Source organism: Paracoccus pantotrophus (assembly GCF_008824185.1).
Taxonomy (GTDB): domain Bacteria; phylum Pseudomonadota; class Alphaproteobacteria; order Rhodobacterales; family Rhodobacteraceae; genus Paracoccus; species Paracoccus pantotrophus.
On record NZ_CP044423.1, the window covers coordinates 739,519 to 753,587 of the forward strand.

The following is a 14,069-nucleotide window of genomic DNA, read 5'->3' on the forward strand; positions in this document are numbered from 1 at the left end:
TTTCCCATGGACGGCACCGTTCTGATCGCTGACGACGACCGCACCATCCGCACGGTCCTGACCCAGGCCCTGACCCGCGCCGGCTGCCGGGTCCATGCCACCGGCTCGCTGGCGCAACTGCTGCGCTGGGTCGAGGAGGGACGGGGCGACCTGGTCATCACCGACGTGATGATGCCCGACGGAAACGGCATCGACATGATCCCGGCGATCCGCAAGGCGCGGCCCGACCTGCCGGTGATCGTGATCTCGGCCCAGAACACCATCGTTACCGCCATCCGCGCCACCGAGGCCGCTGCCTTCGATTACCTGCCCAAGCCCTTCGACCTGCCGGACCTGATGGCGCGTGCCGGCCAGGCGCTGTCGCGGCGGCTGCGCAAATCCGATCCCGCACCGGCACCGGCGGTGCCCGAGACCGGCGCCGATCCCGCCTTGCCGCTGATCGGCCATGCGCCGGCGATGCAGAACCTGTTCCGCATGGTCGCGCGGGTGCTGAACGCCGACCTGCCGGTGATGATCGCCGGCGAGGCCGGGGTGGGCAAGACCGTGGTCGCGCGCTCGTTCCACGACCTGTCGGACCGGCGCGAGGCGGGATTCGTCGTGCTGACCTCGGCCGACCTGTCCGAGGAGACCATCCATGGCACCGCCGACCGCGCCCAGGGCGGCACGCTGCTGATCGAGGATCCGGCCGGTTTCGACGCCGCCGCCCAGGCCCGGCTGATCGGCATGATCGAAGCATGGGAGGTCGGCCCCGGCCGCAACCTGATGCCGCGCCTGATTTCCACCACCGGGCCCGATCCGCAGGCCGATGTCGCCTCGGGCCGGCTGCGGGCCGATCTGTATTACCGGCTGGCGGGCGTGACGGTCACCGTGCCGCCGCTGCGCGCCCGGCTGGACGACATCCCGCCGCTGGCGCGTCACCTGCTGGCCCGCGCCGCGGCGCAGGGCCTGCCGCTGCGCACGCTTTCCGAAGGCGCGGCGGCGCTGATCCGCGCCTATCCCTTTCCGGGCAACGTGCGCGAGCTGGAAAACCTGATGCGGCGGCTGGCGCTGACCGCCGCGGCCGCCGAGATCACCGAGGCCGAGACCCGCGCCGCGCTGGCGGAATCCAGCCCCATCGTGCCGCCGGCCGCGGTTGCCGCGCCCGCCGCCGCGATGGCGGCCAGCCCCGCCGTCACGCCGCTGGGCGAGCCCGCGAACATGCGGCTGGCGCAATCGGTCGAGATGCATCTGCAACGCTATTTCGACCTGCATGGCGACGACCTGCCGCCGCCCGGCCTTTACGACCGCATCCTGCGCGAGATCGAAAAGCCGCTCCTGGAGATCGCGCTGGACGCCACCGGCGGCAATCAGCTGCGTTGTGCCGATCTTCTGGGCATCAATCGCAATACGCTGCGCAAGAAACTGACCGATCTGAATATCGAGGTGACACGGCGCCGCAAACTGATGTAAAACAGCCACAGATGGCCTTGCGAGAGTCGCTTAACGGCCACAGGAAGGCCGCGGCACAGCGGCGAAACCGTGAGGACGGGCAAAGGTGGCGGGAACGCTGTCCAGGGACACATGGGAACGCGTCGCACGGCTGCGGCGCCTGCGGCTTTATCGCAATACCGCGACGCTTGGCCTTGCCCTGCTGGGCCCGGCGCTGGCCGGCCTGACCTTCGCGGTGATGGGGCCGTTCGCCGGCGCCACCTCGGGCGGCTCGGTGCTGCGGCTGGTGCTGCTGGCGGACCTGCTTTACCTGATCGTGCTGACCGGCCTGGTCGTGGCGCGCATGGCGCGGATCGTCGCGGCGCGGCGCAAGTCGGCGGCGGGCTCGCGGCTGCACATGCGGCTGGTGGGCGTGTTCGCCACCATCGCGCTGGTGCCGACGGTGCTGGTGGCGCTGTTCGCCGGGCTGACGGTGAACATCGGCCTGGAAGGCTGGTTCTCGAACCGGGTGCAGCAGGTGGTCTCGACCTCGCTCTCGGCCGCCGAGGCCTATCAGGACGAGCATCGCCGCGACCTGACCAACGATGCCAAGCTGCTGGCCGGGGCGCTGACCCAGGCCGCGCGGCAGAACCCGATGCTGGACGACGGCGACCTGCGGCTGCTGCTGTCGGACTATCAAAGCCAGATCCAGCGCGGGTTGCGCGAGGCCTATATCGTCGATGGCCGCGGCACCATCCGCGCGCGGGGCGAGCGCAGCTATCAGTTCTGGTACGAGGAGCCCTCTCCCGCCCAGTTTGACGAGGCGGCGATGCGCGGTCTGGTGCTGATCGAGGATTGGCAGAACAACGAATTCCGCGCCCTGGTGCCGCTGGTGCCCCTGGCCGACCGCTATCTCTACGTCACGCGCGACGTGGACGGCAGCCTGCTGGGGCTGTTGGACGACACCCGCCAGACCGTCGGCGAATATCAGCGCCTGGAGCAGGAACGCGGCCGGGTTCTGTTCGAATTTTCCTTGCTGTATCTGGGGTTTGCCCTGCTTCTGGTCGCGGCGGCGATGTGGCTGGGCCTGTGGTTCGCCGACCGGCTGTCGCGGCCCATCGGCCGGCTGGCCGAGGCCTCCGAGCAGGTGGGCGAGGGCAACCTGGACTTCCAGATCCCCGCGCCCGATACCGGCGACGAGATCCAGACGCTGGGCGAAAGCTTCAACCGCATGACCCGGCAGTTGAAGCAGCAGCGCCAGGAACTGGTCGAAAGCTATCGCGCTGCCGACGACCAGCGCCGGCTGTTCGATTCCGTGCTGTCCTCGGTCACGGCCGGGGTGATCGGTCTCGACGCGGCGGGAGAGATCGACTTCCTGAACCGCTCGGCCGCCCGGCTGCTGGGCCTCGACCCGGCGGCGGCGCATGACCGGCTGCTCTCCGAGGCGGTGCCGGAATTCGCGCCGCTGTTCGAGCGGCTGGCGCAATCCGTGAACGAATCGGTGCAGGACGAGATCCGCCTGACCCGCGAGGGTCGGGTGGAGAGCCTGCTGGTGCGCATGGCGATCCGGCGCGGCGCGGCCGGCGGCCTCGAAGGCTATGTGGTGGCGCTGGACGACGTGACCGACCTGGTCTCGGCGCAGCGCATGGCGGCCTGGGGCGACGTGGCGCGCCGCGTCGCGCATGAGATCAAGAACCCGTTGACCCCGATCCAGCTTTCGGCCGAACGGCTGAAGCGCAAGTTCGGCCCCATCGCCGGCGAGGAACGCGAGGCGCTGGAGCAATATACCGAGGTCATCATCCGCCAGACCAACGACCTGCGCCGGATCGTGGACGAGTTCAGCCGCTTCGCCCGCATGCCCGAGCCGGACCGCAAGGAAACCGACATCGCCAAGCTCTTGCGCGATGCCGAGCTGATGCAGCGCGACGCGCTGCAGGGCGCGCTGGTCTCGGACATTCCCGACGAGCCGGTGATCGTGGATGCCGATGCCGGCATGATGCGGCAGGTCTTCACCAACCTGTTGAAGAACGCGGGCGAGGCGCTGGACGAGCTGCGCGCGAACCCGCCCGAGGGCTGGGTGCCGCAGGTCCGGGTCTCGCTGCGCTCGGCCCCCGATGCGGTGACGATCCGCATCGCCGACAACGGGCCCGGCCTGCCGCAGGACCGCACCCGGCTGTTCGAGCCCTATGTGACGATGAAGCCCGGCGGCACCGGCCTCGGCCTGCCCATCGTCAAGAAGATCGTCGAGGAACACGGCGGCAGCCTGATGCTGACCGACACCCCCGAAGGACGCGGCGCCATGGCCGAAATCCGCCTGCCGCGCGAACGCCAGCCGGTGCGGCTTTCCGCGCGCCGCCAGAAAAACGAGCAGGAAGCAATGAAATGAGCGATATTCTGATTGTCGACGACGAGCGGGACATCCGGGAACTGATCTCCGACATCCTGCGCGACGAGGGCTTCTCGACCCGCCTTGCCGCCAATTCCGACCAGGCGGTGGCCGAGCTGAACGCGGCCGAGCCGGCGCTGATGATCCTCGACATCTGGCTCAAGGACAGCAAGATGGACGGGATCGACATCCTCAAGCAGGTCAAGCGCAACAATCCCGAGGTGCCGGTGGTCATCATCTCGGGCCATGGCAATATCGAGATCGCGGTGGCGGCGATCAAGCAGGGCGCCTACGACTTCATCGAGAAGCCCTTCAACATCGACCAGCTGCTGGTGGTGATCCGCCGCGCCATGGAGACGGCGCGGCTGCGCCGCGAGAACTCGACGCTCAGGCGCGGCGAGGCACGGGCGGCCGAGATGCTGGGCAATTCCGCGCCCTTCCGCCGGCTGCGCGAACAGCTCGACAAGGTGGCGAAATCGAACGGCCGGGTGATGCTGACCGGCGAGCCGGGGGCGGGCAAGGAGATCGCCGCGCGCTATGTCCACGCCCACAGCCCGCGCGCGCGCGAACCCTTCGTCACCGTGCCCTGCGCCACCATCGAGCCCGAACACATGGAGGAGGTGCTTTTCGGCCGCGAAACGCCCGAGCGCGGCATCGAGGCGGGTCTCCTGGAGCAGGCGCATGGCGGGGTGATCTATTTCGACGAGGTGGCGGACATGCCGCTGGGCACCCAGCCCAAGATCCTGCGGGTGCTGACCGAGCAGCAGTTCCAGCGCGCCGGCGGCACCGACAAGGTGCGGGTGGACCTGCGGGTGATCTCCTCGACCAATCGCGATCTTTCGGCCGAGATCGCCGCGGGCCGCTTCCGGCAGGAGCTTTACGACCGGCTGAACGTGGTGCCGGTGGCGGTGCCCTCGCTGGCCGAGCGGCGCGACGATATCCCGCTGCTGGCCTCACATTTCATCGAACAGTTCCATGCCGGCCAGGGCCTGCCGCTGCGCGCGCTGCCCGAGGAGACCTGCGCCGCGCTGCAGGCGATGAACTGGCCGGGCAATATCCGCCAGCTGCGCAATGTGATCGAGCGGGTGCTGATCCTGGGCGACGGCACCGGGCCGATCCAGCCCTCGGAACTGGAAGGCCAGAACGGCAGCGCCAGCACCAGCGAGGCCCTGGCGCTCGGCCCGCAGATCACCAGCCTGGCGCTGCGCGAGGCGCGCGAACTCTTCGAGCGCGAATACCTGCTGGCGCAGATCAACCGCTTCGGCGGCAATATCAGCCGCACGGCGCAATTCGTCGGCATGGAGCGTTCGGCGCTGCATCGCAAGCTCAAGTCGCTCGGCGTCGTCGGCGGCATGCGCGTCGAGGAGGAACTGATGGGGAAATGATGGCGGCGCCATGCCGGTGGCGCGGTCGCATGGGTATTTATGGAACAGAGAAGCACGGGAACTGCGCCCCGGCCACCCCCGCGGATCAGGCGGGACAGGTTCTGGCCAGGTGACCGGGGCGACTTCTCCGTTCGCGGTCATCGGCTCCCCAGCCTGTACCGCGCAACCAGGCTAGGCGGAAAAGATTGAGGAATCCTTAACGGCTTCTTCGTTCTGCAAATACCCATGCGGCGATGACGCAGGCGGTATGGCTGCACGGCTGGTCCTGATGTTTTCGCTGTATCCGTCGCCTGCGGCCCGCGCTAGGATCGCGCTTCACGAAGGGGTTGAACCGGGGCCGGAATGAAGATCATCATCTGCGGGGCGGGGCAGGTCGGCTGGCATATCGCGCGCCATCTTGCGGGCGAGCGCAACGATGTCACCATCATCGACACCAATGCCGAGTTGATCCGGCGCGCCACCGATGCGCTGGACGTGCAGGGCGTGACCGGCTTTGCCAGCCATCCCGACGTGCTGGACCGCGCCGGCGCGCGCGATGCCGACCTGATCATCGCCGCAACCCATTCGGACGAGGTCAACATGGTCACCTGCCAGGTCGCCCATTCCGTCTTCCAGGTGCCGAGGAAGATCGCGCGGCTGCGCAGCTCGGCCTATCTGGACGCGATCTGGTCCGATCTCTACCGCACTGACCACCTGCCCATCGACGTCGTCATCAGCCCCGAGCGCGAGGTGGCGCGGGCGGCGATGCAGCGGCTTTCCGCGCCCTCGACCTTCGATGCCGAGACCTTCCTGGAAGGGCGGCTGCATCTGCTGGGGATCTCGCTCGAGCCTGACAGCCCGGTGCTGAACACGCCCCTGCGGCAGCTCAACGACATGTTCATCAGCCTCAGCGCCATCGTCGCCGGGGTGCGGCGTGGCGGCAAGCTCTTCGCGCCCGAGCCGGGCGACCAGCTTTTCGAGGGCGACCAGGTCTATGTCTTCACCCTGACCGAGGACGTGGCGCGCACGCTGGAGATCTTCGGCAAGCCCATGGCCAAGCAGGAAAGCGTCGTCATCATCGGTGCGGGCAATGTGGGCCTGGCCGTCGCCCAATCGCTCGAGGCGCGCCCCGAGCGCATCCGCGTCAAGCTGATCGAGCGCAGCCGCGCCCGCGCCGAGGATGCGGCCGATGCGCTCAACCGCACCATCGTGCTGAACGGCGACGGGCTGTCGGCCGAATTGCTGGAGGAGGCGGCCGTGCCGCGCGCCGATGCGGTCCTGGCCATCACCGACGACGACAAGACCAACATCCTGGCCGCGGTGCGCGCCAAGCAGGCGGGCGCGAAGCTTGCGATCTCGCTGGTCAACGACCCCACGCTGATGTCGCTGATGGAGCCTCTGGACATCGACGCCTTCATCAACCCGCGTGCCAGTACCGTCTCGACCATCCTGCGCCATATCCGGCACGGACGGGTGCGCGACATCTATTCCATCGGCGATGCCGAAGCCGAGGTGATCGAGGCGCAGGTGCTTTCGACCTCGCCCATCGCCGGCCGGGCCGTGCGCGACATCGAGTTTCCCGAAGGCGCGCTGATGGGCGCCGTGCGCAAGGGCGAGCGCGTGGTCAAGCCGACGGGCGACCTGCGCATCGAGGAGGGCGACATCGTGGTGATCTTTGCCCTCGTCTCCGACATTCCCGAGGTCGAACGCCTGCTGCAGGTTTCGATCGACTTCTTCTGAGGCCGGGGATGGGGTTTTTGCTGCGCCTGCCGCTTATCGTGATCCTGGGGGGCATCGGCGCGCTGGCGATGGTGGTGCCGGGGCTTTACGCCCATGCGCTGGACAGCCACAAGATCGGCTCGATCTTCCTGGGCGCGGCGGGGCTTTTCGTGATCCTGGCCGCGATCCTAGGGCTGGCGACCGCCGACCGGCCCGAGGGGCCGCGGGCGCGCAGCGTGCTTCTGACCATGCTGGGTACCATGGTGCTGCTGCCGGCCATGCTGGCCGTGCCCTTTGCCATGGCCTTGCCCGATACCGGCTTCTTCAATGCCTGGTGGGAGATGATCTCCTGCCTGACCACCACCGGCGCCACGCTTTACTCGGCCGATCTGCTGCCGGCGCCGCTGCATCTGTGGCGCGCCATGGTCGGCTGGCTGGGCGGGCTGTTCATGCTGGTCGCGGCTATCGCACTGCTGGCGCCCCTGCGGGTAGGGGGATTCGAGATCATGTCCTCGCCCTATGGTCGCAGCGAAAGGTTCGAGCGCCTGCCGCGCTCGGCCGAGGGCCCGGATGCCCTGGCCCCGCTGACCCATCCCGCCTTCCAGACCGAACTGGCCGATCCGGCACATCGGGTGATGCGGGCGGGCCGGGTGGTGCTGCCGGTCTATGCCGGGCTGACTCTGCTGATGTGGACGCTGCTGCTGATGCTGGGCGAGACCGGGCTGGTGGCGCTGACCCGCGCCATGGGCACGCTGTCGACCAGCGGCATCAGCCCGGTCGCCGGCCCCGCCGGGCAGGGCAGCGGCATCGCCGGCGAGGTGGTGATCTTCCTGTTCCTGATCCCTGCGCTGTCGCGCCGCTTCTGGCCCGGCGGCGGCGAGCTGAAGGCCAGCGAGAGTTGGATCGAGGATCCCGAGCTGCGCATGGCCGCTGGCGTGGTGCTGCTGGTCTCGGTCCTGCTGTTCGCGCGGCATTTCGCCGGGGCCATCGGCGTTTCCCCGACCGGGGCCAAGGGGGTGCTGGACACGCTCGACAGCGCCGCCTCGGCCGCATGGGGAGGTATCTTCAACGGGCTGAGCTATCTGACCACGACCGGCTGGAACTCGGTCGAATGGCAAGGCGCGCGCAACTGGTCGGGGCTGAGCTCGCCCGGGCTGATGCTGGCGGGGCTGGCGATGATGGGCGGCGGCGTCGCCACCACCGCGGGGGGCGTCAAGCTGCTCAGGGTCTATGCGCTCGCCCGCCATTCCGAGCGCGAGCTGGAGCGGATCGTACACCCGGCCTCGGTCGGCGGCGGCGGGCTGATGGCGCGGCGGCTGCGGCGCGAGGGGGCCTATCTCGCCTTCATCTTCTTCATGCTCTTCGCCAGTTCCATCGCGGTGACGGTGATGCTGATCTCGCTGCAGCGCATCGAGTTCGATTCGGCCACCATCCTGTCCATCGCGGCGCTGACCAATACCGGCCCGCTGGCCGGCGCGATTCCGCTGACACCGACCTTCCAGGGCTCGGCCGGCATGGCGGGGGCGCCCTGGGCGGGCTGGGCCGGGCTGCCGGGGCTGACCAAGGCGGTTCTGGCCGGGGCCATGGTGGTCGGACGGGTCGAGACGCTGGCGATCCTGGCGCTGGTTTCGCCCGAATATTGGCGCCGCTAGCCCGGATCACATGCTTGCAAGCCGCTGCCCGCTCGCCTAAGTCTTGAAAACCAGCGATAAGAACAAGGTGCCCCGAATGGCCGGCGACAAACAGAACCTCCAGGACGCTTTTCTGAACCATGTGCGCAAGGGCAAGGTCCCGGTGACGATTTTCCTTATCAACGGTGTGAAATTGCAGGGTGTCATCACCTGGTTCGACAATTTCTGCGTGCTTTTGCGCCGCGATGGGCAATCGCAGCTTGTCTACAAGCACGCCATCTCGACCATCATGCCGGGGCAGCCGATCAGCCTCTATGACGGCGAGGACTGATTGGCCGAGCCGTCGGAAACCCGCGAGCGGCCGACCCGGGCCTATGTGATCCATCCCGATCTGGGCAATTCGCGCACCCGCCGCTCGCCCGAGCTGGCGCTGGAGGAGGCGGTGGCGCTCGCCCATGCGCTGCCCGCCATCGAGGTGGCCGGGGCCGAGGTGGCGCGGCTGCGCAATCCCGATCCGGGCATGCTGTTCTCCAAGGGCAAGCGCGAGGAGATCGGCCAGCACCTCAAGGCCGCCGCCGAGGGCGAGGGGGCGGAACTGGTGCTGATCGACGGGCCGGTGACGCCGGTCCAGCAGCGCAACCTGGAAAAGGAATGGGGCGTCAAGATCCTCGACCGGACCGGGCTGATTCTCGAGATCTTCGCGGATCGCGCCCAGACGCGCGAGGGCGTCTTGCAGGTGGAACTGGCCGCGCTGGCCTATCAGCGCACCCGGCTGGTCAGGGCCTGGACGCACCTGGAGCGCCAGCGCGGCGGCTTGGGCTTCGTCGGCGGTCCCGGCGAGACGCAGATCGAGGCCGACCGCCGCGCCATCGACGAACAGGTGGTGCGCCTGCGCCGGCAGCTCGAGCGGGTGGTCAAGACCCGCGAGCTGCACCGCAAGGCCCGCGCCAAGGTGCCCTATCCCATCGTCGCGCTGGTCGGCTATACCAACGCCGGGAAATCCACGCTTTTCAACAAGCTGACCGGGGCCGAGGTCTTGGCGCAGGACCAGCTTTTCGCCACGCTGGACCCGACCATGCGGCAGATGGTGCTGCCCGGCGGCCGGCGGGTGATCCTGTCCGACACGGTGGGCTTCATCAGCGACCTGCCGCATGAGCTGGTCGCCGCCTTTCGCGCCACGCTGGAGGAGGTGCTGGCGGCCGACCTGATCCTGCATGTGCGCGACATCAGCCATCCCGAGACCGAGGAGCAGGCCGGCGACGTGGGCGAGATCCTCGATTCGCTGGGGGTCGAGGAGGACGTGCCGCTGATCGAGGTCTGGAACAAGATCGACGCGCTGTCGCCCGAGACCCGTGCCGCCCTGCGGCGCACCGATGCGCGCACCGAGGGCGTGCAGGCGATCTCGGCCCTGTCGGGCGAGGGGCTGGACGATCTGCTGGCCGCCGTCGAGGCGCGGCTGGCCGAGGCGCTGGACGAGCCGCGCCGCGAGGCCGAACTGGTGCTGCCGCATTCGGACGGCCGGCGCCGGGCCTGGCTGCATGAGCAGGGCGTGGTCGCGGCCGAAGAGGTCGCCGAAGAGGGGGTGCGGCTGCGGCTGCGCTGGACGGACCGGCAAAGGGCGGCCTTCGAGGGGCTTTGAGGACGAATTCTCGCTGGGCGAGGGACAAGGGCCTTGGCTGGCCGAAGCCCGGCGGCGCGACTGCCCGCCCCGGCAGCCTTTCTCGTGCCCTCGGGCCTTTCATCTGCGTCCCGATGACCGCGACCCGCAGCGCGGCCGCCAGTCGCAGCCGACAAGGGTGGCGCAGTTGCCTGCCCCGACAGGCTTTTCCGTTCGCCCGCAGGTCTTCCGACTGCGTGCCGTTTCCTCATCGCCGATCCGCGGCGTGCCGGGCTCCCATGGCGGGACGATGCGCGACGCATGATGCTGCCCGAAGGCGCGGGAATCAGCCGGCGGGGCGATCGCCGGGGCGGCTGTGGGTTTCCCGCATCAGCGCCCGGTAAGCCTGGGGCGTGCGGCCCGTCGCGGCCAAGAAGGCGCGCATGAAATGGCCAAGTCCGCTATAGCCCAGCCGCGCCGCGATCTGCGCCATCGGCAAGTCGCCGTCGCGCAGCGCCTTGCTGGCGCATTGCAGCCGCAGGTCGTAGAGCAGCTCCAGCGCGCTGCGACCCCGGCTCAGGCGGCAGGCGCGGTCGAGCTGCGCCTGCGAGCAGCCCAGCCGCAGCGCCAGTTCGGCGATGGTCTGGCCCGATTGCAGCTCGGCCTGCGCCAGTTGCAGGAAATGCCCGGTCAGCGCCCGGGCCTCGGCCAGGCCGGCGGGCGAAGGTGCGGATGGCGCCAGCCCCGCGCCCTGTCCATCGCCCAGCCGCGACAGCACGGCTGCGATCAGCCCCAGCCCGCGTGCGGTCGCGGCATTCTGCGCGGGGGCGCGCGGCATCCCCGCACCCAGCGCGGTCATTGCCGCGTCCAGCAGCTCGGCATCCGCGGCGCCAGGCAGGCCGTGGCGCAAGCCCTGCGGCAGCGTCAGCCCCCGGCACATGGCGGGCGGGATCAGCAGCGCCAACCCATGCACCTCGGGCGGCGGGTTCAGCGAAAAGGCGGTGCCCGCGGGAATGAAGGCGATGCGGCCGGCCGGCAGCACATGGTGATGGCCTGGAAACATGATCGCGACCGTGCCGCCGGTCGGGCGAAGCAGCACATGGTCGCCGCGGACCCGCGGGCTGCGCGGCGCGGCCGGGCTGCGCACCGGCCCGCCCCAGTGAAGGCCGGCCAGCGGGATCAGCCGCAGCCCGCCGCCCGGCCGCCCGCCCGGCAAAGCGCAGCGGGGCTGGAGCGCCGCCGCCTGACCCGGCCCGGCCGGGCCGGGGAGAAGGTCGCGGAACGGGCTGGGGGCCAGGCAGGGGGCCGGGGCCAGCGGCCGGCCGAAAGCAGCCGGCGTCAGGGCCACGTTCGGCCGGGGATCGGGGTCCGCCGGCTCGGGGATGGTTTCCAGGGTGATGCCGGCCGCGGCCAGCCGCGCCAGCACCGGATCGGGCGGGATCAGGTGGCGGCGGGCTTCATCCATCAGCCGCGGCTTTCAGCGGATCCATGACCAAGGGCTATCTCCGTGACGCGAGTCCATGAAGAATATACTCATCCCAGGGTTGCCAAAAGATGAATATGTCTTTGCCGTGCGGCATGCACCACGGGCCGCGCCGGTCAGGGGTCGATCCCGATCCGCTGCCAATCCCCCAGCCGGCCGCGAAAGAAGCTGCGCTGCGCCTTGGCATATTGCCTCGTGGCGATGACCGCGCGCCGGATTGCCTCGTCCAGGTCGATCCGTCCCTGCAGATGCGCGACCAGTTCCGGCGCGCCGATGGCCTTGGCCCAAAGCGCATCGGGGCTCCAGCGCGGCAGCAGGGCGCGCACCTCGTCCAGCGCGCCCTGGTCCAGCATCAGCCGGAAGCGGCGCTCGATGCGCTCGGCCAGCCAGTCGCGGTCGGGCTCCAGCACCAAGAGATGCGCGGCGGCGGGGTCGATCAGCGGCGGCGGGGTCTCGGCCTGCCAGGCGGCGATGCCGCGCCCGGTGGTGGTCAGCACCTCCCAGGCGCGCTGGACGCGCACCGGGTTTTTCAGGTCGATGCGTGTCCGGGTCTGCGCATCAAGATCCGCGACCATGCGTGCCAGGCCGCCGGGTTCGCGCACGAGCTGGTCGGCCCAGGCGCGGATTTCGGGCGGGGTGGCGGGAATCGCCGCCAGTCCGCGGCTGAGCGCATGCAGATAAAGCCCGGTGCCGCCGGTCACGATCAGCCGGCCGATGCCCCGGTCCATCAGCGCCGCCACCTCGGCCAGCCAGGCGCCGACGGAATAGCCGCGGTCGCAGGGCACATGGCCGTAAAGCACATGCGGCGCGCGCGCCTCGTCATCAGGCGAGGGCCGCGCGGTCAGCACGCGCCAGCAGGACCAGACCTGCAAGGCGTCGGCATTGACGATGGTGCCGCCCTGACGCTCGGCGATCTCCAGCGCCAGGGCGGATTTGCCGCTGGCGGTGGGCCCGGCAATCAGGACATGGCGGCGGGGCTCCAGCCCGGCCAGGATCGGGTGACGCGGGGTCATTTCGGGGCGGGTCGGCAGTGGTTGAACATGGGGCCTGTTTGCGACATTTTGCCCGGCAATGAAACAGCCGCAAAAAGGTGAACCCATGTCGGAAAGCGCGTCCAAGACCCGCGGAAGCTATTCGCGCGTGATGTTGAAGATTTCGGGCGAGGCGCTGATGGGGGACCAGGGTTACGGCCTGCACCCGCCGACCGTCGCCCGCATCGCGCAGGAGGTCAAATCCGTCCATGACATGGGCGTCGAGATCTGCATGGTCATCGGCGGCGGCAACATCTTCCGCGGCCTTCAGGGCAGCGCGCAGGGCATGGAGCGGGCGACCGCCGACTACATGGGCATGCTGGCCACGGTGATGAACGCGCTGGCCATGCAGGCGGCGCTGGAGGCGCTGAAGATCCATACCCGCGTGATCTCGGCCATCCGCATGGACGAGGTGGCCGAGCCCTATATCCGCCGCCGCGCCGTGCGCCACCTGGAAAAAAAGCGTGTCTGCATCTTCGCCGCCGGCACCGGCAACCCCTATTTCACCACCGACACCGCCGCCACGCTGCGCGCCAACGAGATGAATTGCGAGGCGATCTTCAAGGGCACCAAGGTCGATGGCGTCTATGACAAGGATCCGAACAAGTTCCCCGACGCGCGGCGCTATGACGACGTGACCTATGACGAGGTGCTGCAAAAGCATCTGGGGGTCATGGATGCCTCGGCCATCGCGCTGGCGCGCGACAACGACCTGCCGATCATCGTCTTCTCGCTGGATGAACCGGGCGGTTTCCGCGGAATCCTGGCCGGCACCGGCACATATACGCGCGTGCACGGCTGAAAAACCCGTATAGGCTTTGCCATGCCGGCGTGGCTCGGCTAAAAGCGGCGAAAATCACAGCACAGAGGCCATGACCGAGCATGTCCGACGAGATCGAGATCGACACCGACGACCTGGAACGCCGCATGAAGGGCGCGATGGAATCCCTGCGCCATGAATTCGCCTCGCTGCGCACCGGCCGTGCCTCGGCCAGCATGGTCGAGCCGATCATGGTCGATGCCTATGGCTCGCCCACGCCGATCAACCAGATCGGCACGGTGAACGTGCCCGAGCCGCGGCTGGTCACGATCAACATCTGGGACAAGGGCCTGGTCGGCAAGGCCGAGAAGGCGATCCGCGAATCGGGCCTGGGCATCAACCCGCAGCTCAACGGCACCATCATCATGCTGCCGATCCCCGAGCTGAACGAGGAACGCCGGCGCGAACTGACCCGCGTCGCCGCGCAATATGCCGAGCACGCCCGCGTCGCCATCCGCAACGTGCGCCGCGACGGCATGGACCAGATCAAGAAGGCCAAGTCCTCGGGCATGTCCGAGGACGACCAGAAGTTCTGGGAAACCGCCGTGCAGGAATTGACCGACAAGATGATCGCCTCGGTGGACCAGGCGCTCGAGGCCAAGCAGGCCGAGATCATGCAGGTCTGACCCGG

11 protein-coding genes are annotated in these 14,069 nt (G+C 69.0%); 9 read left to right on the top strand and 2 right to left on the bottom strand.

Going from position 1 to position 14,069, the window contains the following annotated elements:
- Nucleotides 1-6 precede the first annotated feature (6 nt).
- The 7 genes from ESD82_RS03515 (at nt 7) to hflX (ending at nt 10,146) form a co-directional block, all read left to right on the top strand.
- Nucleotides 7-1,449, top strand: coding sequence for a response regulator (locus ESD82_RS03515; RefSeq protein ID WP_147428984.1), 1,443 nt, complete (start codon nt 7-9; stop codon nt 1,447-1,449).
- A gap of 85 nt (nt 1,450-1,534) precedes the next feature.
- Entirely contained in the window at nt 1,535-3,793 is a 2,259-nt protein-coding gene (locus ESD82_RS03520) for a sensor histidine kinase NtrY-like (RefSeq protein WP_147428983.1), read from the top strand.
- Nucleotides 3,790-5,178, top strand: a complete 1,389-nt coding sequence (gene ntrX / locus ESD82_RS03525) for a nitrogen assimilation response regulator NtrX (RefSeq protein ID WP_024844447.1) — start codon at nt 3,790-3,792, stop codon at nt 5,176-5,178. Before ESD82_RS03520 ends, ntrX begins: the two co-directional genes overlap by 4 nt.
- Before the next feature lie 342 nt (nt 5,179-5,520).
- Nucleotides 5,521-6,897, top strand: coding sequence for a Trk system potassium transporter TrkA (gene trkA, locus ESD82_RS03530; protein ID WP_024844448.1), 1,377 nt, complete (start codon nt 5,521-5,523; stop codon nt 6,895-6,897).
- 8 nt (nt 6,898-6,905) lie between these two features.
- Nucleotides 6,906-8,528 carry a potassium transporter TrkG gene (locus ESD82_RS03535; protein WP_024844449.1) on the top strand — a complete coding sequence of 541 codons (1,623 nt, stop codon included), beginning with the start codon at nt 6,906-6,908 and terminating at the stop codon, nt 8,526-8,528.
- A 76-nt stretch (nt 8,529-8,604) separates the two neighbouring features.
- Nucleotides 8,605-8,838 carry an RNA chaperone Hfq gene (hfq, locus tag ESD82_RS03540; protein ID WP_017999735.1) on the top strand — a complete coding sequence of 78 codons (234 nt, stop codon included), beginning with the start codon at nt 8,605-8,607 and terminating at the stop codon, nt 8,836-8,838.
- Entirely contained in the window at nt 8,839-10,146 is a 1,308-nt protein-coding gene (gene hflX / locus ESD82_RS03545) for a GTPase HflX (RefSeq protein WP_147428982.1), read from the top strand.
- Between the two features lie 304 nt (nt 10,147-10,450).
- Here the strand turns inward: hflX and ESD82_RS03550 are convergent, their stop codons facing one another.
- Complete coding sequence (locus ESD82_RS03550) at nt 10,451-11,569, bottom strand: helix-turn-helix domain-containing protein (protein ID WP_147428981.1); 1,119 nt, start codon at nt 11,567-11,569, stop codon at nt 10,451-10,453.
- 134 nt (nt 11,570-11,703) lie between these two features.
- Nucleotides 11,704-12,600: a tRNA (adenosine(37)-N6)-dimethylallyltransferase MiaA gene (gene miaA, locus ESD82_RS03555; RefSeq protein ID WP_024844452.1), complete on the bottom strand. Its 897-nt coding sequence runs from the start codon at nt 12,598-12,600 to the stop codon at nt 11,704-11,706.
- Nucleotides 12,601-12,685: 85 nt separating this feature from the next.
- On the opposite strand from miaA, the gene pyrH reads away from it, so the two are divergent.
- Together pyrH and frr are read left to right on the top strand one after the other, a co-directional pair.
- Nucleotides 12,686-13,420 (top strand): UMP kinase, encoded by a 735-nt coding sequence (gene pyrH, locus ESD82_RS03560; RefSeq protein ID WP_024844453.1) that lies wholly within the window; start codon nt 12,686-12,688, stop codon nt 13,418-13,420.
- Nucleotides 13,421-13,500: 80 nt separating this feature from the next.
- Entirely contained in the window at nt 13,501-14,064 is a 564-nt protein-coding gene (gene frr / locus ESD82_RS03565; RefSeq protein ID WP_147428980.1) for a ribosome recycling factor, read from the top strand.
- Nucleotides 14,065-14,069: the final 5 nt, after the last annotated feature.

Excerpts from the sequence above, each read along its gene's own strand:
- ESD82_RS03515 (WP_147428984.1), top strand. The coding sequence starts at position 7 with ATGGACGGCACCGTTCTGATCGCTGACGACGACCGCACCATCCGCACG.
- ntrX (WP_024844447.1), top strand. The coding sequence starts at position 3,790 with ATGAGCGATATTCTGATTGTCGACGACGAGCGGGACATCCGGGAACTG.
- trkA (WP_024844448.1), top strand. The coding sequence starts at position 5,521 with ATGAAGATCATCATCTGCGGGGCGGGGCAGGTCGGCTGGCATATCGCG.
- ESD82_RS03535 (WP_024844449.1), top strand. The coding sequence starts at position 6,906 with ATGGGGTTTTTGCTGCGCCTGCCGCTTATCGTGATCCTGGGGGGCATC.
- hfq (WP_017999735.1), top strand. The coding sequence starts at position 8,605 with ATGGCCGGCGACAAACAGAACCTCCAGGACGCTTTTCTGAACCATGTG.
- ESD82_RS03550 (WP_147428981.1), bottom strand. The coding sequence starts at position 11,569 with ATGGATGAAGCCCGCCGCCACCTGATCCCGCCCGATCCGGTGCTGGCG.
- miaA (WP_024844452.1), bottom strand. The coding sequence starts at position 12,600 with ATGACCCCGCGTCACCCGATCCTGGCCGGGCTGGAGCCCCGCCGCCAT.
- pyrH (WP_024844453.1), top strand. The coding sequence starts at position 12,686 with ATGTCGGAAAGCGCGTCCAAGACCCGCGGAAGCTATTCGCGCGTGATG.
- frr (WP_147428980.1), top strand. The coding sequence starts at position 13,501 with ATGTCCGACGAGATCGAGATCGACACCGACGACCTGGAACGCCGCATG.